Below are 24,265 nucleotides of genomic sequence, written 5' to 3'. Positions count from 1 at the left end.
GAGAGAAGAGCAGCATGGAACTTAGAAAAGACCTGCCGGAAATTTTTGAAGAGTTTGCGGACGCGAGAAAGCAGTCGTTTTTGACGATTAAGGAACTGAAGGATCAGGGAATGCCGGTTGTAGGCGTATTCTGCACGTATCTGCCGCGGGAGATTCCTCAGGCCATGGGGGCTGCCGTCGTGGGCTTATGTTCTGTCTCCGACGAGACAATCCCGGAAGCGGAAAAGGATCTGCCGAGAAACCTCTGTCCGCTCATCAAGTCCAGCTACGGCTTTGCAAAAACAGATAAATGCCCGTACTTCTATTTCTCGGATCTGGTGGTAGGCGAGACTACCTGCGACGGGAAGAAGAAAATGTATGAGATGTTAGCGGAGTTCAAGCCGGTTCATGTCATCGAGCTTCCCAACAAGCAGACGGAGGCAGGCATTGAGCTTTATAAGAATGAGCTGATTAAATTCAAAGAGCTTCTGGAGGAAAAATTCGAGACGACTATCACAGAAGAAGCCATCCGGGCACAGATTCATGAAAGAAACGAGATCCAGGCCGCCCTTCACCGGCTTCAGTATGTGATGACGCTTGATCCGGCGCCGGTTACGGGACTGGACATTGTCAATACGGTTTATGGCTCCGGCTTCCGGATGAAAACAGGAGAGCTGGCCGCAGAGCTGAATGCCGTCACAGATAAAATCGAGGCCGAATACGCGGCCGGAAAGAATATTGGAAAGAAGAAACGCATCCTCTTAACCGGTTCCCCGTCCGGCGGCGCCGCGCTTAAGGTGGTGCGCGCCATCGAGGCCAACGGCGGTGTTGTTGTCTGCTTCGAGAACTGCTCCGGCATGAAGCCTCTGGATCCGGTGGACGAAGAGAATCCGGATGTTTACGATGCCCTGGCACGGAAATATTTAAACATCGGCTGCTCCTGCATGTCGCCGAATCCCAACCGCATGGCGCTTCTTGAGAAGTTAATCGACGATTTCAAGGTAGACGGCGTTGTGGATCTGGTGCTCCAGGCATGCCATACCTACAACGTGGAGACGGCGATGGTACGCCAGCTTGTGAAGGATAAGAAGGGAATCCCCTATACGGTGGTGGAGACCGACTATTCCCAGGCGGACATCGGACAGATCAACACAAGAATGGCTGCATTTATCGAGCTTTTGTAGGAGGAAAGAAATTTGGAACCGCAAATGACAAAGGAACAGCTCCGGGAGATGGAGGAAAAGGAAAAAACCTGGCTGGAAAAGCGGCTTGACGTGGTATTTCTCCTGTTTCCCCTGGCCTGCGGCCTGTTTGCGATATGGGAATACTGGGAGATCCCCAATCTCAGGAAGAATAAGGATCCGATGACATACGTGTATTTCCTGCTGTTTTTCATGGTGCTGTACGCGGTCTTTCTCGTGTACGGTGTTCTGGGAAAGAAGAAGCGGCTGGTGGACAAGCTCCGCTACATGGCACCGTTATACGGCGTGCTGTTTCTGGTGCTGTCGCTTTACGATTACATGACGTTAAAGACAGGGGCTTTGAGGTACCCGTTCTTCCCGTGGTTCAACGATATTTTCAATATCATGATTGAAGACCGGGCATATCTTCTGGAATGCGCCGCCCACACGCTGCGGCTGCTTTTTACAGGCTACTTCTGCGGCGCCATCCTGGGGCTCATCACCGGCATCACCTGCGGATACAGCAGGCGGGTGCGGTACTGGGTGGATCCGATTTTAAAGGTTCTGGGGCCGATCCCCACGTCCACATGGATCCCGCTTATGATGGTAATCGCGTCGTCCTTATTCATGGGCGCCGTCATCGTCATCGGCCTCGGCGTCTGGTTCTCCGTAACCATGGCTTCGATGACCGGCATCTCCAACGTGGATGTGTCGTATTTTGAGGCTGCCAGGACACTTGGGACAAAGGAGCATCAGATGGTGTTCCGCGTGGCGATTCCCCATGCGCTCCCGAACATTTTCCAGGGGCTGACCCAGGGGATGAGCATCGCCTGCACCGCCCTCATGATTGCCGAGATGATCGGCGTGGAAGCCGGACTCGGCTGGTACATCAACTGGGCGAAGGCATGGGCCCAGTACAATAAAATGTATGCGTCCATCATCATCATCTGCCTGATCTTCACGGCAGTCACGAAGCTCTTGGGGCTCATAAAGAGCAGGGCGCTCAGATGGCAGGAAGGAATGGTGAAGTAATGGCAGAGGAGATTGTACTGAAGTTAGACCATGTGTCCAAAAGCTTTGCCAGGGTGGACGGCGACGATATCACCCACGCCCTCGGGGACATTAACACGGTCATGAGGGACGGCGAGTTTGTCAGCATCGTCGGCACATCCGGCTGCGGGAAGTCCACAATTTTAAGGCTGATTGCCGGCCTTACGGTACCGACGACAGGGCATCTTTCCGTCAACGGAAAGGAGATTACAGGGCCGGACCCGAGCCGCGGCATGGTATTTCAGAAACCGACGCTGTTCCCGTGGCTGACGGTGGAGAAGAACATCTCCTTCAGCCTGCGGATGCAGAATACATATAAAGGAAATGAAGAGAAGGTCGAGCGGATGTTAAAGCTCATCGGCCTGGAGGATTTCCGGAACGACTATCCGGCACAGCTTTCCGGCGGTATGGCACAGCGCGTTGCCCTCGTCCGTTCCCTGATTAACGAGCCGGACATCCTTTTGATGGATGAGCCTCTCGGAGCCCTGGACGCGTTTACACGGATGAATATCCAGGACGAGATCCTTCACATGTGGCAGAAGGGGAAACAGCTTATCGTCATGGTGACCCACGACATCGACGAGGCCATTTACATGGGAAGCCGCGTCCTCGTGATGGAGGCCAAGCCTGGCAGGATTAAAAAGGACATTAAGATCGACCTGCCGTATCCGAGAAAGCGGAGCGGCCCAAAATTTGTGGAATACAGGAATCAGATCCTGGAGCTTTTGGATTACGGCTCCGGCGAAAAGACTGCCTGATGATTTCAAATATATATGTTTTATAACGGAGGAGAACGATTATGAGAAAAAGACACTATCTGATCGCAGGCGCGCTCTGTGCTGCCATGGCTTTAAGCCTTACGGCCTGCGGCGAGCAGGGGGCTGCAAAGGAGACGACAGCAGCAGAGACGACAGCGGCAGAAACGACAACGGCAGCAGAGACGACGGCCGAGGCGGCAACGGAAGCTGCGTCTGAGGAAGCAAGTGACGAGGAGACAGAAGCAGCCGAGGCGGCAGCAGAAGTCGATGAAGAGGCATGGAAGGCTGAGCCGGCTTACGGCAAGCCCGTCACTTACTACTATACAGGCGGAAACTGTACCTCCGCACCGTGGTTTGCCGATGTCCTTGGCTACTATGAGGAAGAAGGCATTGAGGTTGAGATGGTAGCAGGAAGCTCCTATACGGAGGCACTTGGAACGGGCGCTGCCGACCTGGCAGTAGGCCACATTTCCACGATGTTAGTGCCGGCTACCAACGGCGTAGACCTGGAATTCGTTGCAGGCGCCCATACAGGCTGCCGTTCCTTATATGCTCTGGCAGACAGCGGCATCACGACGACGGCTGACCTGGTTGGAAAGAATGTTTCCACACCGGATCCCATCGGTTCCAGCGGCTATAACATTACCTGCCGTTTCTTTGACGTGGACGGCATCAACCCGCTCACCGACATCAAGATCATGCAGGTAGAAAACGACGCTGCCATCAACGCAATGGAAAGCGGAGAAATCAGCGCATCCCTGTTTACCGATATTTATGCATATCCTTTCGTTCAGGATGGAACGCTTGTATGCGTCCGTTCCCTGCTTGACGACGACTTCGCCGGAGAGCCCTGCTGCGTACTTGCCATGAGCAAGACGTTCGTAGAGGAGAACCCGATTACGGCGAAGAAGATCACGGACTGCGTCCGCAAGGCAAGCAAATGGATGGAAGAGAATGGAGCTGAGGCTGTCCAGATGCTTTTAGACAACAATATGATTTCCGGAGACTACGACATGAACCTTGAAATGTTTGAGGTTCTGGATTTCGATATCGACAAGGATTTCAGCGAAGCCGGACTTGAGCAGATCGTGGCAGACTACATCCGTCTTGATCTGATTACGGCATACGAGGAAGGCCAGGAAGAAGAGGTCATGGATCTCGTATGGAATCCGCTTGAGAGCTAGACAACTCCCCCTTAATTGGACGGTGCAGGCCAAAACCGGTCATTTTGGCCCGCACCAATAGATTTCGCCCCTCCACCGGTCATGGAGGGGCGTTTTTTCGTCCGAAACACGAAAACCTTATGGAAAGACGGGATGATATATGATAGAATAGTCGCGTAAGCGGCTATTCTATCATTGCGGATGCCGGTTTTTGCGTACACCGCAAAAATCCGGGCGCTGGAATCCGCCGGAGGCCCATATCCGTGAACGGATATGGAGAATAGTCGCGTAAGCGGCTATTCTATCATTGTGCACAAAAACAGGACAGGAGACATGGACATGCAGGAAAAGATAAAAGAAATACTGGACGGACTGGTTCTTCGCTATCCAGCGCTGGAAGCGGTAAAGGGGGAAATCCGGAAGGCGTATGAGATTCTCGAGGCCTGCTACGCAGGCGGCGGAAAGCTCTTAATTGCGGGAAACGGCGGGAGTGCCGCCGATTCGGAGCATATTGTGGGAGAATTGATGAAGGGCTTTGTAAAACGCCGCCCGGTGGGCGAAGAGATGGCAAGAGCTTTGTCGGAGGCAGACCACGTGCGCGGCGCCGAGCTTTCCGAAAAGCTCCAGGGCGGGCTTATGGCCATCGCCCTCTCGGGCCATGCGGCGCTGTCCTCGGCCTTTGCAAACGACGTGGACGGCACGCTTTCCTATGCACAGCAGGTCAACGGCTACGGCCGGCCGGGCGATGTGTTCCTGGGGATCAGCACGTCCGGAAATGCGGAGAATGTCATGTACGCAGCCGTGACGGCGCGGGCGAAGGGCATGAAGGTTCTCTGCCTTTCGGGAAAAGACGGCGGGAAGCTGGCGGCCTTTGCGGATGCGGCCATCGTCGTTCCGGGGACGGAAACGTATAAGATCCAGGAGCTCCATCTTCCGGTGTATCACGCCCTGTGCCTGATGTTGGAGGAGCGGTTTTTTGTTTCATAGAAAATTGCGTCCTATGAAACAAAAACGCTCCGCAAGGATGCGCACTTCGCGCAGAGGAATATGGCTGCTGACGCAGCCGCGCTCCGGCGCGAGTGTGCGCCGCAGCGCACACTTTTTTATCGCATAGGACATACGCGGGGGTGACATGAAGAAAAAGGAATGGGCCTGCCTCATCTTTCTGGCAATGGTGACGGCGGCGGCCCTGTTAATCGGGATCGGCCAGATTTATGTCATAGGTGTCGACGGAGAACGGCTCTGGGAGCCGGAGAGTGTGGGGCTGCTTTTGGAAACGGCAGTCCTCTTCGGCGTGTTCTTTCTCATTTTAAAAAGGTGCCGGGTGCCGGTCGTCCGGTGGTGCCTTCTGTTTCTGGCAGGCGCAGTCTTTTCGTGGCTGCACCGGGCGTTCTTCCCGCTTCTCGTGTCAGGGCTTTACGTCCTTCTTTTGATCCGGCTCGGGAGCACGCTCCGCCGCCAGATAGCAGGCGGGGCAGCAAAAAAAGGCGAAAACGGCTTCCTGGAATTCCATGAGATTACGGCTATGGCAGATTTCGTCCTGGGAAGCGGCCTTATGATTTTAGCCTTCTGCCTCCTGTCCCTTGCGGGAATCGGAAGCATCGCCCATACCAGGATCCTGACGGCGCTCCTTGCGGCCGTTTATCTGGTGCCTGCGGCGTCCCGCATGGCGGCAAGGCTTTCTGTGAATTCGTCCTGGCGGAAACGGTTTCTTGTGAAAAAGCGGCCCATGAGCTTTACGGCGGCGGTTATGGTTTCCGTGATGCTTGCGATCCTTTTTATGCAGGCGGGCCGGATGAACATCTGCCTGGATTACGATTCCCTTCACTATGGCCTCCGGTCGGAATATGTGTTAAACAATGGGAACGGGATTTATGAGAACCTGGGGAGCGTCAATGTGGTCTACACCTACCCGAAGGGCCTTGAGATCCTGCTTCTGCCGCTTTCCGGCCTGCCGTCCTACGGATTTTTTCTGGCATTCCAGGTGTGGGCGGCCGCCGGCGTCCTGTTTTCCTGCGGGAAAATTGCGGAGTTATTTGTGAGCCGCCGTTACAGTCTTCTCTGCGCGGCGATGGTTTCCTGCATCCCCGGCGTCATGAACATGGCCATATCGGCAAAGACAGACATGGTGACGGTACTGTACCAGCTTATCATGATCTGCTTTCTGCTCCTGTACCTGAAAAAACGGCGGGACTCCTATCTGGTGATCGCGCTTGATGCCTATTTCCTGACGCTTGTGATGAAGCCGACGGCGCTTGTGTTTTCCACAGCCGTTTTTGGGACGGCCATCCTTTACATGCTGATTACGAAAAACCTCCGGTTCCGGTTTAGGGAAAGCCTCTGGCAGACCGTGATTCCGACGGCGGCCATGTGGATTCTTGTGTGGCTCCGGACGTTTCATCTGACTGGCGTCCCGATCACATCGGTTTTTTATGAGATCTGGGAAAAGCTTGGATTTTATGCGAAATATCCGTTCTGGTTTGCCGCGCTCCCCTCAAACGGCGGCTCCCCGTTTTCAAAGGAAGGGGTCTGGCATTTTGTCAGGCGGCTTTACGGCGTCCTTTTAGCGCCGGTGAGCGAAGACATGGCCCATGTGCGGATTGCATGGGGTTCGCCGTTTCTTGTGATGATTCTGGCGCTTTTTCTGGTTCCGGCCATTGTGCGGATGAAAAAAGGGAAAAAACGGGAGAAGGCGCCGCTTTCCTGCCTGCTTTTTCTATTCCTTTCGGTTGGCGCGGCAAGCCTTGCGGCCCTTTACCTTTTATGGCAGGTGGACGGAAACTATTTCATGCTTTTGTACTGTCTGTTCGCAGTGCTTGCAGTCATTGTCATCGGGAAGATGGAGAATGCCGTCCTGGCCCATCTGACGGTGGAACTTTTCGTCCCGGCGGCGCTTTTCAACATGACAATCATGGCGGTCAGCAACTGGGCCGGCGTTTTGGGGCTTACGCCGGTGAGCGTTTTCCATGCCGGCTATTACGATCATGCGGCGGAAAACGAGGCGATGCTAAAGGCGGACGGGAATCGGGAAATCTGGGACATTCTGGCGGCCGATGAGGAGACACGAGCCCTTGTGATCGGGAGCCAGCCGGAAATGCTGCTGTTCCCGTGCAATGCACAGAGCTATACGGACATCGAGGGGAGCGACGGGAATCTTTATCTGGCCGCCAGCCCGGAGGCCCTGGTCTGTTACTTAAATTACGCAGGAACCGACTATATTTACCTGGGAAGCGGCTACTTAAAGCCGGGGACAGACGGCTGGAACAACGTCGTTGTCATGTTGAAAAAGGGATACATGACGGACATGCTTTACGAAAACGGGAACGCTCTCGGGCGCTTTGATGCGGAACCGGCGCCGCCGGAGGATGCGGACGCCGTCTTAAAAGAATTTTCTACGAAATACTGGGCTGGAGAACAGCAATAAGGGGAACGAATGATGGACTTGAAAAACAGAATGGCAGAAGAATTTGAGAAAAGGAAGGACGGGCTTTTAGTCTTTGCCCTGCTTTTAGGACTTGGCTTTTTTGTAAACCGCGGCGTTACGATCAAGGGGCTTTATATGGATGATCTGTACCTCTGGTCCTGCTACGGCGAGCAGAGTTTCCTGGAGTACGTGTTTCCCATGGGCAGCACCCGCTTTCGTTTCCTGTACTACCTGATTTCCTGGCTGGAGCTTGCGTTTGTTGGAAATCATGTCACATGGATTGTGCCGATCAACATCGTCTTAAACGCGGCCATCGCCTTTACCATTTACCGGATTGCCTTTCGGATCGGCGGGAGACGGTTTGTGAGCATCGCCCTTTCCGTGGCTTACCTCCTTTCCCGCATGGCCTACTACCAGATCGGCCAGCTCTACGGCACCATGGAGAGCATGGGGCTGTGGGCAGCCATCGGCATCCTGTACTTCCTTTACCGGTATGTCAACGAGCGGGACGGAAAGTCCTATCTTCTTGCAAACGTCCTCTATTTCTGTGCCAGCTTCATCCATGAGCGGTACATGGCGTTAATCCCGGTGCTTCTTCTGGCGCTTCTTTTGGGGCAGGGGGAGAAGGCGCAGAAATCAGACGGTGACATGGAGGCGGCCTACGGAAAGAGCAGAAGAAGGCGGACGGAGGAAGAATACCGCACGCCGAAATGGCAGTTTTTTCTTTTAAGCATCGGGATTTTCGGCCTTATCATGCTGATCCGCCTTTTTACCATCGGGACGCTGTCGCCGGCCGGCACAGGCGGTACCGACGTGGCCGATACGTTTGATACGGCTGAGGCGGTGGCCCATGCGTGGGAACAGGTGGGCTTTGTCTTCGGTGTCGGGACGGGGCCGGATTACCTCTGCGGCATGACTTTCGCAGATTCCCCGGACAATATCAAAAACATGATCCATGCCTGCTGGGGGATCCTCGGCGTCCTTGTGGCGGTTTTTGCCGTGCGTTGGGCGCTCGATAGCGGACGGCGGCTTTCCCATTTAAAAAATGTCCTGTTATTCCTGGCCTTTATCGCGCTCTGCATCGGCTCCTCCAGCGTGACAATCCGCGTGGAGATGCGCTGGGTCTATGTGGTTTATGCGGCGGCGCTCTTATTCCTCTCCTATCTTTCGGCCTTCGTGGGGAAGGCGGGGATTCTCGTGTTTGCCTATATGGCGCTTCTCTTTCCGGTGGAGGGCTTCTATCGGGATACCTGGGACGTGCTCCATCTCTGGCCGAACCAGCTTCGGTACAACTCCCTGGCCGAGGAGACCGTGGGGAAATACGGAGAGGACTTTTTTGACAAGGAACTGTATATTATTGGAAATACGTATGAGATGAGCGATTTTACGGCGGAGACCTTCTTTAAGGTGTACGCGCCGGATCCGGACACGGAATTCCCCGTGCATTTCATCGACAGCGATTTTGACTTAAAAGAGATTACGGATGACATGGTGATCCTCAGGGAAGACCCGGAAAACAACGCTTACCAGGATGTGACCTCGTACATTAAGGACGAGCGGTACCGGCTGGCCTACGGAAGCTATGAGGACGGCTGGATCGACGAACACGCAAAAATTGTGTTCTTAAACGGGAACCGGGACAAGATGGTCTTATCCTTCTATTATCCGGGAAAGATCACGGGAAACGAGGTCTGCGAGATCAAAATGAATGGAAAGCGGCTTCCCGACCTGGTGTTCACGGAAAATTCCATGTCCATGGAGCTTGACGTGGCGCCATACCAGCGGATTTCTTTGGAATTTTCCTGCAATTTCTATGTGAAGAATGCCAAGGAGAAGCGGGGCGAGGAGAACCTTGCCATGATTGTGCACATCAAAGATAAAGAATAAATGAAAGGAGAGTGGAAATGGATGGACAAGCGGGATGGATCCTTGGGCTCCTGGCCCTTATGACGGGCGGCGGGCTTCTTGCGGCCTTATGGAGAAAGACAAACCACGGTGCGTTTTTAGGAGAGGTCAGAAGGGAACTGAAAAAGGAGAGAAGCTGGCTCCGCCGCGGCGAGTATAACGCGGCCATGGTAAAGGGACGGCAGAATCTGGAGCTGCTTTTAAAATCCGTGGCAGACGAAATCGGGATTGAGATCGACAATACGGCCCCGTCCCCGGCCGGACAGAAGGGGGATGGCGGCGCCTCGAAAAACAGAAAACAGAGCGGACGCCGCAGGCGGAAAAAGCCGTCCAACCAGCCGATGACGAACCAGCAGTTCTGCCGCTGGCTCGGTGAAAAGGGGTATCTCGACCGGGTATCCAAATGGGAGCTGAACGAAATCCGCATCATCGGCAATAAGGCGGTTCATGAGAATTTTGATTCCAAGGACGAGGCATGGAACCAGTATAATTATCTGGTGGATCTTGTAAAGATTTTCTCCGCGCAGAACTGGCACCATGCGGAGCGCGGAAAGAAGGCGGGGAGAGCCTGACATACTTACAGCCTGGAGGGCAGCGATGAAGCAGCTTAGAAAATGCGTGTACTGGGGGCTTCCGGTCATTGGAGTCCTGTTTTATCTTTTATATCTGCACCGGTCGGCCATCGACATGGTTTATTCGGACTACATCCGGCTCATCAATTCCTACCTGCCGGACGTCTGGAACCCGGAGAAATTCTTCGTGCCGGATCTTTTGACGCGGATTCCGGTGAATTACTTCGAGCGTGGGCTCAACGTCTCGCTTTTTGGATACAGCGTGACCTTTGACCGGGTGATGGGCGTTTTAAGCTTCGGGCTTTCGGCCATGATTCTGGCATCTTACGGGAAAAAATACAGGATCGGCCTTGGCTGGTACGCGGCCATGATGGTTTTCATGTTCAGCCTTAACAAATGGGAGATGCTTTATAACGGGACAGGCTGGGCGCATTTTCTGGCGTTTGCGTTCTTTTTCTGGAATTATACGGTTCTTGATGCGGTTTACGGCCGGCACGGGGGGCGGCATGACAAAGTCCTGCTTTTCGTGCTGCCGGCCGTGACGACGGTTTTTGTGGCCGGGCCATACTGCGCCATTTATATCATGACGCTGCTTCTTACCTACGGCTTCCTTTTTGTAAAAGACAGGCTGATTCTCCGGGATGACAGGAAGAAAGCCGAGGCGCAGGCGCCTGCCGGTTCGGCGTCCATCGGTTTTATTGACAGGCGGCTCGGCCTGCTTTCAGGTAAGACGCTTCTCGGGCTTTCGATTGCTGCGGTGCTTCCGCTTTTTCTCTACCTCTGGAGCAATTCCATGGCGGTTTACGAGTACAGCGGCGCCGTGGACGAGCCGCTTTTATCGGCTTTCCTGCGGGAACCGAAATTTTTCCTTACATTTTTCTTGAAATCCTTTTCTTCCATGATTTTTGGGGTAGAATGGATGTCAAGGCACATGAGCTGGCTTCCCGGCGAGGCGCTCTGCCTTTTGGGGCTTTTCGTGATCGGCGTTTACTTCCTGGCGGTGTGGATGAACTTTTACTACGGGCTTTATAAGAAGACGCTGTTCCCCCTGATGCTTTTGGCAGGCGGCGGGATGAACCACCTTCTTGTTTTGGCAAGCCGCTGGATTTTCATGCCCAACGACCTTTACGGCATGAGCTCCCGCTATGCGCTCCAGTACGAGATCGGGATCCTCGGGATTTTTTTGACCTTCGGGCTGGTTTCCAGACGGAAATTTAAACGGCGCGGGAAAGCGTCCGTAAACCCGCAGGTCATGCGGGCCATCGCCGTTTTCACAGCGGCCGTGTTCCTTCTCGGGAACGTGGTGACGACGGCGGAGGAGTTTTCCCACGGCGTCAACCGGCGGATTTACAACGAGGGGAACCGGGAAGTTCTTCTGGATTTTGAAAACAGGAGCGAGGACGAGTTAAAAACCGTCCTGGAATACCACAAGGACGGGGTGAAGGAAGCCCTGACGATTTTAAAGGACAATCACTGGAACATATTTAAAGATACGGATGAGCAGGAGGAGATACGATGAAGGTAGTCATCCTGGCAGGCGGGTTCGGGACAAGAATCAGCGAGGAAAGCCATTTAAAGCCAAAGCCCATGATCGAGATCGGGGAGAAGCCGATCCTCTGGCATATCATGAAATATTATTCTCAGTTCGGGTACAATGAATTTATCATCTGTCTCGGCTATAAGCAGTATGTGGTGAAGGAGTTTTTTGCCGATTACTTCCTGCACACATCGGACGTGACCTTTGACCTGGCAAACAACAGCATGAAGGTTCACAACAACTATTCGGAGCCATGGAAGGTGACGCTCATCGACACCGGCTTAAACACCATGACCGGCGGCAGGATTAAGCGCATCCGCGAGTATGTGGGCGATGAGCCGTTCATGCTCACCTACGGCGACGGCCTGGCGGATATCGACTTAAAGGCGTTAGAGAGATTCCACAAAGGCCACGGGAAAATCGCCACGATTACGGCCGTCAACATCGGCCAGCGGTTCGGCGTTTTAGATCTCGATGAGAAGAGCCAGATCCACGCCTTCCGGGAGAAAAACGACGACGACGGAAGCCTCATAAACGGCGGCTTCATGGTGATGAATGCAGGCGTCTTTGATTACTTGGAGGGCGATGAGACGGTGTTCGAGCAGGCGCCGTTACGGAACCTGGCGGCCGACGGGGAGCTCATGGCCTTCCGCCACGAGGGCTTCTGGAAGTGCATGGACACCCAGAGGGAGAAAAACCAGCTGGAAGAGCTGTGGACGTCGGGAAAAGCGCCCTGGAAGATCTGGGAATAGAGGAAGAGATACATGGATTTTAAAGAGGTTTTTACATTTTATAAAGATAAGCGTGTCCTTATCACCGGCCACACTGGCTTTAAGGGCGCCTGGCTTTCCAGAATCCTCACAAACGCCGGCGCAAAGGTGACGGGCTATGCCCTAAACCCGCCGACAGAGCCGTCCCTTTTTGACGCGGCCGGCGTAAAGGAGAAGATGCATTCGGTCATCGGCGATATCCGCGACCTGAAGCACCTAAAGCAGGTGTTTGACGAGGCAGAGCCGGAGATTGTCCTTCATCTGGCGGCGCAGCCCATTGTGCGGGATTCCTATAAGGAGCCGGTCTACACGTATGAGACGAACGTGATGGGGACGGTGAACGTCTTAGAGTGCGTGCGCCTTACGCCCTCGGTGCGTTCGTTTGTCAACGTCACCACCGATAAGGTTTACGAGAACATGGAGTGGGAGTACGGCTACCGGGAGACCGACCGCCTCGACGGCTATGACCCCTATTCCAACAGCAAGTCCTGTTCGGAGCTTGTGACCCACAGCTACCAGAAGTCATTTTTTTCCGACGGGCGCTGTGCCATTTCCACCTGCCGGGCCGGAAACGTCATCGGCGGCGGAGATTTTGCCAATGACAGGATTGTGCCGGACTGCATCCGCGCGGCCATGAAAAAGCAGGACATTATCGTCAGGAACCCCAATTCCACCAGGCCCTACCAGCATGTTTTGGAGCCGCTGCTTTTATATCTCGCTGTGGCGAAGGCCCAGTATGAGGACATCCGCTTTGCGGGGCATTACAACGTGGGCCCGGACGACTGTGACTGCGTGACAACGGGCGAGCTTGTCACCATGTTCTGTGAAGTCTGGGGAGACGGGCTTTCCTGGGTGAATCAAAGCGACGGCGGCCCCCACGAGGCCAATTTCTTAAAGCTGGACTGCTCGAAGATTAAAAGCGTCTTTGGCTGGCGGCCGCGGTTCCATGTGAGGGAGGCCATCGGCCTTACGGCGGAGTGGTTTAAGGCCTGGGAGGCGGGGGACGACGTGACCGCAGTCATGGATAAACAGATTGAGACAATGATTTCCGTACATTAAGCACTTGGAGGAAGATTGCAGCATGTTTGAAAACAAGACAGAAGCCCAGGCGAGAGAGGAAATCCTCGCCATGGTGGCGGAATATGCAGAAAAATTTCATAATCAGAAAAAGGAATTTCACGAGGGAGACAGGATTCCCTACGCCTCCCGCGTTTATGATAAGGAAGAAATGGTGAATCTGGTGGACAGTTCCCTGGAGTTCTGGCTCACGTCCGGCCGCTACACCGACCAGTTTGAGGCGAAGCTTGCCAAGTATTTGAAGGTTCGCTACTGTTCCCTCGTAAATTCCGGCTCGTCGGCCAATTTAATTGCCTTTATGGCGCTGACTTCGCCGCTTCTTGGAGACAGGCAGGTAAAGCGCGGCGACGAGATCATCACCGTGGCCGCCGGTTTCCCGACGACGGTGACGCCGGCCATCCAGTACGGCGCCGTGCCGGTGTTCGTGGACATCACGATTCCACAGTACAACATCGACGTTTCCATGCTGGAGGCGGCGCTCTCGGAAAAGACAAAGGCCGTGATGCTCGCGCATACCCTGGGAAATCCCTTTGATCTTACGGCGGTGAAGGCGTTCTGTGAAAAGCACAACCTGTGGCTCGTCGAGGACAACTGCGACGCCCTGGGCTCCAAATACACCATAAACGGCGAAGAAAAATTCACCGGCACCGTCGGCGACATCGGCACGTCCAGCTTTTACCCGCCCCATCATATGACCATGGGCGAGGGCGGCGCCGTCTACACCGACAACCCGCTGCTTCATAAGATCATCCGCTCCTTCCGCGACTGGGGACGCGACTGTGTCTGCCCGCCGGGCCGCGACAACCTCTGCGGCCACCGGTTTGACAGGCAGTACGGCGAGCTGCCGCTTGGGTATGACCACAAATACGTCTATTCGCATTTCGGATACAATTTAAAGGCCACGGATATGCAGGCGGCCATCGGCTGCGCCCAGCTTGAGAAGTTCCCGTCCTTCGTGGAAAAGAGGCGCCATAATTTTGACCGGCTGCGGGCGGCCCTTTCGGAGGCAGAGGACAAGCTGATCCTTCCGGAGGCGGCCGAGCATTCCACGCCAAGCTGGTTCGGCTTTTTAATCACCTGCCGGGAAGGCGTGGACAGAAACCGTCTCGTGCAGTACGTGGAAGATCACGGCGTCCAGACCAGGATGCTGTTTGCGGGGAATTTAATCAAGCATCCGTGCTTTGATGCCATGCGGGCAGAAAAGACAGGCTACCGCGTCGTCGGAAGCCTTGAAAATTCCGACCGGATTATGGCCGATACCTTCTGGGTCGGCGTCTACCCCGGCATGACAGACGAAAAAATCGACTACATGGCAAAGGTAATTAAAGAAGGGCTTAAATCGTGAGCGAAGAGAGAACATTTGACCTGACGAGGGTTCATGAGGCAAATTTAAAGATGTTAAAGGAGATCGACCGCATCTGCCGCAAGTATAAGATCAAGTATGCGTTAGATGCCGGGACGATGCTCGGCGCCGTCCGCCATCAGGGGTTCATCCCCTGGGACGACGACGCGGATGTGGTGTTTACGCGGAAAAACTATGAGATGTTTGCGAAGGTGGTGCGCCGAGAGCTTCCCGAGGGCATGACCTTTGTGGAGCCGAACGAGTACCACGGCGGAACGGCGTTTTACGATTTCGTGCCCAGGATCCTCTATGACAAAAGCCAGAAATTCGAGGGTTCCGGGAAGATGGCGTTTTACGACGATAAGATCAGCCGCCTCTGCATTGACTTATTCATCGTGGACGCCCTGCCGGAGGGAAAGGCCGTCAAAACCGTAACGAAGCTCTCCCAGTGCATCGTCTACGGGTTTGCCCTGGGGCACCGGTACCGGATTGACTATTCCGACTATAAAGGCATCATGAAGCTTTTCGTGGCCGTGCTTTCAGGTATCGGGAAGCTGATCCCGTTTCCGGTCACGTACCGGCTCTGGCGGGCCGTTTCCATGAAGGATGCGAAGAAAAGGACGAACCTTTATTACTATTCCAACTATGCCCCGGATTACCTCTATGTGGAGTTGGAAAAAAAGTGGATGGACGAGGCGGAGGAGGTGCCGTTTGAGGACTGCCGGTTTTTCATCCCGGCCGGGTGGGATCCGTATTTAAAGCAGGTTTACGGCGATTACCGGAAGCTTCCGCCGAAAGAAAAGCAGATTCCGGAGCATTCGGACATGGAGATAAAAATATATGGGTAAGCTGCTTTCAGTGGTTGTCTCCGTCTATAACGAGGAGGCGGCCCTTCGGGAATTTTATGCCGAGACGAAGGCCGTCCTTTTGGGGCTTTCCCCGGCCTGGGAATACGAGCTTTTGTTTGTGAACGACGGGAGCGCCGACGGCTCTTACGGGATTTTAAAGGAGCTTGCGGCTCTTGATAAGAACGTGCGGGTCGTGAATTTTTCCAGGAATTTCGGCCATGAGGCCGCTATGATTGCCGGTATCGACTTCGCTTCGGGCGACGCCGTCATCTGCATGGACGCCGACCTCCAGCACCCGCCGGAGTGCATCCCGAAGATTTTAAAGAAAATGGAAGAGGGCTATGAGGTCATCAACATGGTGCGGACGAGGAATACGTCGGCCGGCCTTATAAAAAATGTGACTTCCTCGGCTTTCTATAAACTGATTAACCGTATGTCGGATGTGAAGTTTGAGGCTAACGCCTCGGATTTCTTCGCGGTGAACGCCCAGGCGGCGCAGGTGCTTAAGGAAAACTACCGGGAGAAAATCCGGTTCTTAAGAGGCTATGTCCAGAGCATCGGCTTTCAAAAGACGACCATCGAATACGAGGCCAGGGCACGGTTTGCAGGCGAGAGCAAGTACAGCTTAAAGAGCCTGTTCCGGTTTTCCGTCAACACGATCCTCTGCTTTTCCGACCTGCCGTTAAAGCTGGGGATTTATACGGGCTGCATCGTGGCGCTTTTCGGCCTGGCCGTCATGGTGTACACGATTTATACCTGGGCAAAATACGGGGCGCCAAGCGGCTATGCCACCATTGTGGTGCTTTTGTCGTTCATGTTTGCGGTGCTCTTTATTCTGGTGGGCATCATCGGGGAATACATTGCGATCCTGTTTGCGGAATTAAAGGACAGGCCCATGTATATTGTCCGCGATACGGAAAATTTTGATGGGCAGGAAAGAGAAGTTAAGAATTCCTGAAGAATTTGTGATTTTTTGTGAAAAGGACTACAAAAACGGGAAACAATCGTATATAATACCTTGGTACTTTTAATTACAGGGGAGTGGCGCGGGGTTCCTGCCCGTTCTGCCTGTTTGGAAGGAAAGTCAGGAGGAAAGAACATGAAATTATGGAAAATTGCTGCCTTGCTCTGTGTCTGTGTGCTCGGGGTGAGCGGCTGTACACAGAGCAGTATTTCTCAGAGCGCGCCGGCAGACGGCGGACTTGGGATGTTCATGGACGATGATGAGGATGAGACGCTTCCGAGAGATCAGAATATTCTGATCGAAGAGGAGACGGAAGAGCAGTCCATGTATGACTGGGAGCAGGTAAAGGACGAAACGGACGGCCTGTTTATGGATGCGAACCGGTACCCGCAGGGCGAGACCATGACCTTTGAGGCGGACGAAGATGCCCTGACGATCAAGTTAAGCTGGATTGTCAAGGACGGCACGACGGAAGAACAGGCCATGCAGTATGCGGTGGAGATGGTGAAGCTGTTCAACGACATTGTCGCCGTCCAGAGCGAGGAGCTGACGATTTCCTCGGCGGATTCCTTTGGAAACCTGTGGGATACGTTCTCCCTGACGGTTCAGGTGGGAACGGCCGACGGCACATGGCTCGTGGATAAGACGTATGCGGCCGGCGAGGCCATTGACCTGGTGGCAGTCGAAGAAGAGTACGGCGACGGCCCGGAGCCGGAGGAATACAACGGGCCGGTGAAGGACGATACAAAGAAGTAAAAAAGGATAAGGATTTTGAAAGCGGCGGAAGCGGAATGGATTGGCTTCCGCCGCTTTTGCATGCCCCAAAACACATTTTTTTAAGATTTGCTTTCCTTATTCTGCCGTTTATGTTAAGATAAACGGTATCGTATTCATACGGTGCTGCCGCCTGCGCGGCAGGTTTCAGGAGGGGCAGTTCCTGTTGACACATCATTTTCACACCAGAGGAGGAATGAGGAACATGAATGAGTTTTGCGAAAAGGTGTTTCACCTGAAGGAAAACAAGACAAATGCCAGGACGGAGATCCTGGCGGGCATCACGACGTTTATGACGATGGCCTATATTCTCGCGGTCAACCCGGGAATTCTCGCGGAGGCGGGAATGGACTCCGGCGCGGTTTTCACGGCCACAGCCGTTGCGTCAGCGCTGGGCACGCTTCTCATGGCGGCCTTTGCAAATTATCCCTTTGTACTGGCGCCCGGCATGGGGCTCAACGCCTTTTTTGCCTACACGGTGGTAATCCGCATGGGCTACACCTGGCAGGTGGCGCTGGCAGCCGTCTTTGTAGAGGGAATTTTATTTATCCTGCTTTCCCTGACAAATGTCAGGCAGGCCATTTTTAACTGTATCCCGCAGTCATTAAAGCTCGGCGTTACCTGCGGAATCGGTCTTTTCATTGCGTTTATCGGGCTTCAGAATGCGAAGCTGGTGGTAGATTCTTCCACGCTCGTGACGATCTATCCGTTTAAGGATTCCCTGGCGGACGGAAGCTTTTTCTCCACAGGCATCGGCGCGGCCCTGGCTCTTGCGGGAACCATTTTTACGGCTGTCCTCCTGACGAGGAAGGTGCCGGGCGCAATTTTGTTCGGCATCCTGGGAACCTGGGTGGCCGGAATCCTTTTGGAAATCTGCGGCGTTTATGTCCCCAACGCGGAGCTTGGAATGGCATCGGTGATTCCGGATTTCTCTGCCGGTTTTTCTGTTCCGTCCATTGCGCCGACGCTTATGAAGATGGATTTCTCCGGCCTCTTAAGCTTTAATTTCATCACGATCATGCTGTCGTTCCTGTTTGTCGACCTGTTTGACACCCTTGGAACCCTGATCGGCGTCGCCTCCAAGGCAGATATGCTGGATAAAGAGGGCCGCCTTCCGAAGATCAAGGGCGCGCTTCTCGCCGACGCTGTGGCAACGACCGCAGGCGCCGTCCTGGGAACGTCCACGGTAACGACCTTCGTGGAGAGCTCTTCCGGCGTCATGGCAGGCGGGCGCACGGGACTTACGGCCGTTACGGCAGCCGTGCTGTTCCTGCTTTCCCTGTTCCTTTCGCCGATTTTCCTGGCGATCCCGTCCTTTGCGACGGCTCCGGCGCTAATTATCGTCGGCTTCATGATGATGGGCGCCGTCGTCCGCATCAACTTTGACGATATCGGAGAGGCAGTTCCGGCATTCATCGCTATTTTTGCGATGCCGTTCATGTACTCCATCTCCGAGGGAATCGCCCTTGGCGTCATCGCTTTCGTGTTAATCAACCTGTTTTCAGGAAAGAAGGAGAGGATCAGCCCGATTCTGTATGTCCTGGCTGTCCTGTTCCTGTTAAAATATCTGTTTGTGTAATGAAAACCGCCCCGCGGGAAGCAAGTGAAACTTCCGGCGGGGCGGGATTTTTCTGTACAGGAGGACGCGCCTTCAGCAGGCGGTTATCCTTCTATTTGCACTGATTTACGAAATACTCAAACATCGGGATGGAGTCCACACAGTTTTCCGGGTTCGTGACCGGGCCGGTCATGCGCTCCGGGTGCCACTGGACGGCCCATACAGGAAGAGAATCATGCTCAACGGCTTCCACGATCTCATGGCCGTTGGAGTCGGACCATGCCGTCGCCGTAAGGCCGTCGCCGAGCTTGTCGAGAGCCTGATGGTGGTAGCTGTTGATGACGAGAGACTCGCCGAACATGTTTCCGAGGATGGAATCCTTTTTAATTTTTAACGGATGGTTGACGCCTTTGGAGTGTTCTCCGCCAAGCTGATCCGGGATGTCCTGATATAAGGTTCCGCCGAAGTACACATTTAAGACCTGAACGCCGCGGCAGATTCCGAAAATCGGTTTTTTCCGCTTTACAAATTCTTTAATCAGAGCCATTTCCTGCTCGTCACGCTTCTCGTCCATGATGACGAAATCATATTTCAGATCCTGTCCGTAGAGTTTGGGATCCACGTCTTTGCCGCCGGTCAGAAGAAGGCCGTCAGCCAGATCGGCATATTCTTCCGCACAGCAGTTGTCAACAGCGAGAATCGGAAGTCCGCCGACACGCCGGATGTTTTCTGCGTAGTTGCAGTTTACGTTGTAAGTCGGGGTTCCGTTGGCAGCAGCGCCTGTGCCGCCTGTCAGTAAAATCAGTGGTTTCATAGTAACCTCTCCTTTTTAACATTTCATTTATGAAGCAGCCGGGAGAGACAGGGCTCTCCGTCAAAGGCCGCGGTGACAGCGGAGGACACAAAAACTGTGCCGCCCGCGTGTTCTCATCGGTAATGGAGCTGCCCTACGTCAAGGCCGCTGTGGTAGGAATAGTTTCCAAGCTCGTTTAAAAACGGATCCCAGTCCCGCTCTCTCAAAGGCCGTTCGCCGCTCATCAGCTCGTTTAACAGGTAGTAGACCATGTGGCATTTGTTTAAGGTCTTATGGTACAGATCCAGGAACGAATCCGATGATGCCATCTGCTTGTTCCAGGGATTGCACCATGTTTCATGTTCCAGGTTCAGGGTTTTCCTGACGCCGACGGGATTTTCATCTGTTACTAACTTCCGCGATGCCACGGGATGCTTTAAAAATATGGTCTCAAAAAACTCAATTTTATTTTTCTTGCGCCCTTCCGGATCCGAGAGGAGCCGCCCGCCGAAGCGGATCGCATGGATGGAGCGGCGCACCATGCCTTCCGTGACCTGGAAATTGTTCCGCTCGCTGATCTGGTAATAGGTGGCGTTGATGGCGCGGCATAAAAACCTGGAAATAAACTGGATTTCCTGGCCGTTTAAGCAGATCGTGGCCGCCTGGTTGAATTCCGACGGCTTTTTCTTCTTGAATTTCCGAAGCAGGATCGCGTCGATGTCGTTTTCCAGGGCCGCATGGCGCCCGTGGAAGTGGGAGCTTTTCACATCAGTCTCATACTGGATCCGCCCGTAAATGAACGGATGGCAGATGGAGTCCCCGACATAGTGGCAGAGATAGCCGGCGAAATAGGACAGGGCCTGCTCCTTCTGCTGGCGGGAATGGATTTCCGAAATTTCCGTCAGGCAGCTCTGGAAAAAGTCATTCACATGAAAGTCATGCATATAGGAGCCCACATTGCGGTAATCTCTGTGGCGCAGGATCGGAATATTGTAAAAGAAAATATCCGGGCCCTGGAGGCCGAGCTGATAGAGCCAGCGGTATTTGGATATCACATGCTTTAAATAATTGTTCGGAAGGTCATTGTAGGCCTTGACACCGAAGAGATAATGGGTCGTAAATCCCGGCAATGCACTCATCTCCTTTTTGCTGAAACATGTTCTGTTTCGTTTCTTTCAGTATAGCATAAGTGGGGCAAAAATGGAATAAAACATAGAGAGAAAAATATGGGAGAACTGCATGATACATATTCTTCACGAGGCAATCTGGGGATCTGGAATGCTGGCTCTTTTCCTTGGTGTCGGGCTCCTTTACAGTCTGCGCCTTGGCCTGTTCCCGCTTCTTAAGTTCCCGCGGTGGTGGCGGGCGACGGCGGGGAGCCTGCTTCAAAAGAAGGAGACGGGAGTGGACGGCGGAATCACCCAGTTCCAGTCGGCCTGCACTGCCCTTGCAGCTACCATCGGGACGGGGAACATCGCCGGTGTTGCCACGGCGCTTCTGGCCGGCGGGCCGGGGGCAATTTTCTGGATGTGGGTGTCGGCGTTCATCGGCATGGCGACGGCCTACGGCGAGACAGAGCTGGGAATCCGCTACCGGGAGAAGGGCGCAGACGGAAGCTGGATGGCGGGGCCGATGCTTTATCTGGAAAAGGGCGTGAAAAGCCGGGCAGCGGCCATGCTGTATGCCTTTCTCTGCATGACGGCGTCCTTCGGCATGGGCAGCATGGTACAGGCCAACGCGATCTCAGAGACTCTGGAGTTCAATTTTTCTCTCCCTCCGCTCATCGCAGCCGCCGTATTGACGGTGGTCTGCGGCTTCATCATCGGCGGCGGTGCAAAGCGGATCGCCGGGACGGCGGAACGGCTGGTTCCAGTTTCTGCGGCCATCTATATGGCGGCCTGTGTGTTTGTGATCGTGCTGTTCCGTGAAAAGCTTCCGGCGGCCTTCGGGCAGATTTTTTCCGAAGCGTTTTCCTTCCGTCAGGCGGCGGCAGGAGTATCCGGCTACGGCGTGCTCCAGTGTGTCCGCTACGGCGTCGCCCGCGGCGTGTTTTCCAATGAGGCAGGACTCGGCAGCATGGCAGTCTTAAACGGGAGCGCCGAGCAGGCGCCGCCGGGGGTGCAGGGGCAGTGGGCGATTTTTGAGGTGTTTTTTGACACGATTGTGAGCTGCACCATGACGGCGCTGGTGATTCTCTGCACCATGGGGAACGGGCTGGCGGACTTTCTCGGAAATGGGGCAGCCCTGACCGGAAGCTGCTTTTCCATGGGCCTTGGGAACCTGGGCGGCTATACCGTGTCCATGTGCGTGGCCCTGTTTGCGTTTGCGACGATCATTGCATGGTATTATATGGGAAAACAGGCGGCATCGTACCTGGGGAGTAAGCTTGGAAGAAACCTGGCAGGCGTGTATTTTTTCGGGTACCTGGGGGCCGTGTTCCTCGGGGGCATGGGGCCCATGGAGGCGGTCTGGGAGGTTTCCGATATTTTTAATGGGCTGATGGCCGTGCCGAACCTTCTGGCACTGGTGATTCTTGTGCGGGAGGTGCGGGCGCCTGGAAGCGGGGAGTAGAAAGGACAAAGGTGCGCCTGGCGTGCGCCCACACCGGAGATTATCACCGCATGAAAAAAGCACCCCGCCGGGTGCTTTTCTCACAAAATGATTATTTGAAAAAGGGAGGAGAGCTGATAGCTGTTATATCAGCTCGAGTATTATGAAAAAAATCTTATAAGCAGCATCTCTATTAGATGTTATCTGTTTATGGTTATACTATATATGGTAATCATGAAGAAAACATGTGTATTGTGTAAAAAGATTTTGAAGAGTTTTTGAACGAAATATGAACGGAAAAGGAAGCAGGCTATTTCAGGAACTCCGGTACAGCCGCGGCAGGCCCGGCTCCATAAAAAGCCCGCCCTGCCGTCTTTCCTGGCAGGGCGGGCGATATGTCTATGGAAGGAATCCTATTCCTGGTCGTTTGTCAGATGGAGCCTGTCGAAGGCATAGAAGATCAGGCTTAAGATCATGCCGGTGACGCAGGCCAGAACCATGCCGGTGAGCTGGACGTTGCCGAAGCTTACGCTGATGCCGGAAAGGCCGGTTACGAAGATTACGGCGGTCAGGGCCTGGTTCCTGTTCTTGGAATAGTCGACCTTGGAATCCACGAGGATCCGCAGGCCGGAGGTACCGATCATTCCGTAAAGAAGGAAGGAGATTCCGCCGATGACGGGGCCGGGGATGGTCTGGATTAACATGGACAGCTTTCCGATGAAGGAGCAGATGATGGAAAGCACGGCTGCGCCGGCGATGACCTGGACGCTGTAAACCCTCGTGACGGCCATGACACCGATGTTTTCGCCGTATGTGGTGGTCGGCACGGAACCGATTAAACCGGAGAGCATGGTGGAGAAGTTATCTCCAAACAGGCTGCGGTGAAGTCCCGGATCCTTTAAGAGATCGCGGCCGACGATTTTGCTGGTGACGACCTGATGGCCGATGTGCTCCGAGGTGATGACTAAGAGAACCGGGAGAATGATTAAAATGGCCTCCAGGCTGAATTTCGGAGTGGAAAAGTTAGGGATTGCAAAAATCGGGGCGGCTGCAACGGCACTGAAGTCCACGAGGCCGCAGGCGATGGCGGAAATATATCCGGCAATGACGGCAATCAGGATCGGGATGATCGAGAGGAAGCCGCGGAACAGCACGGAACCAAACACGGCAAAACCGAGCGTCACGAAGAATACGATGGCGTTTGCCGGATTGATGGTTTCCGCTAAAAGTCCGGCATTGTCAGCGGCGTTGGCGGAGAGCTCAAGCCCGATCAGGGCAACAACGGGGCCCATGGCTGCCGGCGGAAGTACGATATCGATCCATTTGTATCCGACTTTGTAAATAATAAATGCGAGAATACAGCCGCAGAAGCCGACTGCTGCGAAACCACCTAAGGCGTATTCATATCCGAATTGGGAAATGACAATGCCTGCCGGTGCGAGAAATGCGAAACTGGAACCAAGATAGGCGGGAGCTTTGCCCTTGGTAACAAAAATGAAAAGTAAGGTGCCGATGCCGTTCATGAATAAAACAACGGCCGGATTGATGCCGAACAGGAACGGAACCACGACAGATGCGCCGAACATGGCGAACATGTGCTGGATGCTCAGGGGGACGAGAAGGTTAAAGGGAACCTTTTCCTCTACCTGGATAATTCTTCTGTTTTCCATACTTGCCTCCTTGTAAGCTGGTATTTTTTATTCTTTCGTCAGGTTATCCCGAACATTATAACATATGATTGGATTTTGTCCAGCGAAATTTTTTTAAAGAATTGGGGAAAGAAGGGAGTGTCGCAAAATCATCAAAATAGATGATTGAGCGGCACTTCTGCTTGTTACAGCAAAAAATCCGGCGCTCCCTATGGTTTCAGAGCAGATCGCCGGATTTTTGCCGTACTTTAATAAAACCTTTCGGTTTTATGATTTTTCTATGCAGTTTTTACTTCAAACAGATGGCTTCCTGTCCGGCCATTTTGGATCTTAGCATGCAATTTATTCAGATTATACCCCAGGCACAGCAG

The 24,265-nt window shown here is 53.8% G+C and carries 20 protein-coding genes; 17 read left to right on the top strand and 3 right to left on the bottom strand.

Translation table 11 applies throughout. The features are described 5' to 3' along the window. Nucleotides 1–14: 14 nt before the first annotated feature. The 16 genes from KE531_04620 to KE531_04545 all read left to right on the top strand — a co-directional run bounded on the left by KE531_04620 (nt 15) and on the right by KE531_04545 (nt 18,923). Nucleotides 15–1,163 (top strand): 2-hydroxyacyl-CoA dehydratase, encoded by a 1,149-nt coding sequence (locus tag KE531_04620; GenBank protein ID MBR9952909.1) that lies wholly within the window; start codon nt 15–17, stop codon nt 1,161–1,163. A gap of 24 nt (nt 1,164–1,187) precedes the next feature. Continuing rightward, entirely contained in the window at nt 1,188–2,192 is a 1,005-nt protein-coding gene (locus tag KE531_04615) for an ABC transporter permease subunit (protein ID MBR9952908.1), read from the top strand. Next, nucleotides 2,192–2,968 carry an ABC transporter ATP-binding protein gene (locus tag KE531_04610; protein ID MBR9952907.1) on the top strand — a complete coding sequence of 259 codons (777 nt, stop codon included), beginning with the start codon at nt 2,192–2,194 and terminating at the stop codon, nt 2,966–2,968. The genes KE531_04615 and KE531_04610 overlap by 1 nt, the downstream gene beginning before the upstream one ends. A gap of 41 nt (nt 2,969–3,009) precedes the next feature. After that, nucleotides 3,010–4,152 carry an ABC transporter substrate-binding protein gene (locus KE531_04605; protein MBR9952906.1) on the top strand — a complete coding sequence of 381 codons (1,143 nt, stop codon included), beginning with the start codon at nt 3,010–3,012 and terminating at the stop codon, nt 4,150–4,152. A 318-nt stretch (nt 4,153–4,470) separates the two neighbouring features. Next, on the top strand, nt 4,471–5,118 hold the full coding sequence (locus KE531_04600; GenBank protein ID MBR9952905.1) for an SIS domain-containing protein: 648 nt from the start codon (nt 4,471–4,473) through the stop codon (nt 5,116–5,118). Between the two features lie 145 nt (nt 5,119–5,263). After that, nucleotides 5,264–7,555: a hypothetical protein gene (locus KE531_04595; protein ID MBR9952904.1), complete on the top strand. Its 2,292-nt coding sequence runs from the start codon at nt 5,264–5,266 to the stop codon at nt 7,553–7,555. 12 nt (nt 7,556–7,567) lie between these two features. Continuing rightward, the gene (locus KE531_04590) at nt 7,568–9,442 is read left to right on the top strand and encodes a hypothetical protein (protein MBR9952903.1); all 1,875 of its coding nucleotides are present in this window, start codon (nt 7,568–7,570) and stop codon (nt 9,440–9,442) included. A 17-nt stretch (nt 9,443–9,459) separates the two neighbouring features. Continuing rightward, nucleotides 9,460–10,032 (top strand): hypothetical protein, encoded by a 573-nt coding sequence (locus KE531_04585; protein ID MBR9952902.1) that lies wholly within the window; start codon nt 9,460–9,462, stop codon nt 10,030–10,032. Nucleotides 10,033–10,057: 25 nt separating this feature from the next. After that, nucleotides 10,058–11,551: a hypothetical protein gene (locus tag KE531_04580; GenBank protein MBR9952901.1), complete on the top strand. Its 1,494-nt coding sequence runs from the start codon at nt 10,058–10,060 to the stop codon at nt 11,549–11,551. Further along, complete coding sequence (gene rfbF, locus KE531_04575) at nt 11,548–12,321, top strand: glucose-1-phosphate cytidylyltransferase (protein MBR9952900.1); 774 nt, start codon at nt 11,548–11,550, stop codon at nt 12,319–12,321. The genes KE531_04580 and rfbF overlap by 4 nt, the downstream gene beginning before the upstream one ends. A 12-nt stretch (nt 12,322–12,333) precedes the next feature. Next, a complete protein-coding gene (gene rfbG / locus KE531_04570; GenBank protein ID MBR9952899.1) occupies nt 12,334–13,398 on the top strand; it encodes a CDP-glucose 4,6-dehydratase in 1,065 nt (354 codons plus the stop codon). A 22-nt stretch (nt 13,399–13,420) separates the two neighbouring features. Further along, entirely contained in the window at nt 13,421–14,761 is a 1,341-nt protein-coding gene (gene rfbH / locus KE531_04565) for a lipopolysaccharide biosynthesis protein RfbH (GenBank protein MBR9952898.1), read from the top strand. A gap of 50 nt (nt 14,762–14,811) precedes the next feature. Continuing rightward, a complete protein-coding gene (locus KE531_04560; GenBank protein ID MBR9952897.1) occupies nt 14,812–15,606 on the top strand; it encodes a LicD family protein in 795 nt (264 codons plus the stop codon). Further along, entirely contained in the window at nt 15,599–16,564 is a 966-nt protein-coding gene (locus tag KE531_04555) for a glycosyltransferase family 2 protein (protein ID MBR9952896.1), read from the top strand. Before KE531_04560 ends, KE531_04555 begins: the two co-directional genes overlap by 8 nt. A gap of 141 nt (nt 16,565–16,705) precedes the next feature. Next, a complete protein-coding gene (locus tag KE531_04550; protein MBR9952895.1) occupies nt 16,706–17,326 on the top strand; it encodes a hypothetical protein in 621 nt (206 codons plus the stop codon). A gap of 214 nt (nt 17,327–17,540) precedes the next feature. Next, the gene (locus KE531_04545; protein ID MBR9952894.1) at nt 17,541–18,923 is read left to right on the top strand and encodes an NCS2 family permease; all 1,383 of its coding nucleotides are present in this window, start codon (nt 17,541–17,543) and stop codon (nt 18,921–18,923) included. 91 nt (nt 18,924–19,014) lie between these two features. Here KE531_04545 and KE531_04540 read toward each other — a convergent pair whose 3' ends face one another. Both KE531_04540 and KE531_04535 read right to left on the bottom strand, forming a co-directional pair. After that, a complete protein-coding gene (locus tag KE531_04540; GenBank protein MBR9952893.1) occupies nt 19,015–19,716 on the bottom strand; it encodes a gamma-glutamyl-gamma-aminobutyrate hydrolase family protein in 702 nt (233 codons plus the stop codon). A 113-nt stretch (nt 19,717–19,829) separates the two neighbouring features. Beyond that, nucleotides 19,830–20,825, bottom strand: coding sequence for a zinc dependent phospholipase C family protein (locus KE531_04535; GenBank protein MBR9952892.1), 996 nt, complete (start codon nt 20,823–20,825; stop codon nt 19,830–19,832). Nucleotides 20,826–20,934: 109 nt separating this feature from the next. On the opposite strand from KE531_04535, the gene KE531_04530 reads away from it, so the two are divergent. Next, nucleotides 20,935–22,266, top strand: a complete 1,332-nt coding sequence (locus KE531_04530; GenBank protein MBR9952891.1) for a sodium:alanine symporter family protein — start codon at nt 20,935–20,937, stop codon at nt 22,264–22,266. A 392-nt stretch (nt 22,267–22,658) separates the two neighbouring features. On the opposite strand, the gene uraA is transcribed toward KE531_04530, so the two are convergent. Then, a complete protein-coding gene (gene uraA, locus KE531_04525) occupies nt 22,659–23,915 on the bottom strand; it encodes a uracil permease (GenBank protein ID MBR9952890.1) in 1,257 nt (418 codons plus the stop codon). Nucleotides 23,916–24,265 lie beyond the last annotated feature (350 nt).

The organism is Eubacteriaceae bacterium Marseille-Q4139 (genome assembly GCA_018223415.1).
In the GTDB taxonomy this organism is placed as follows: Bacteria; Bacillota; Clostridia; order Lachnospirales; family Lachnospiraceae; genus CABSIM01.
Note: the sequence above shows the minus strand (reverse complement) of the source record. Positions and strands in the feature narration are given on the sequence as shown.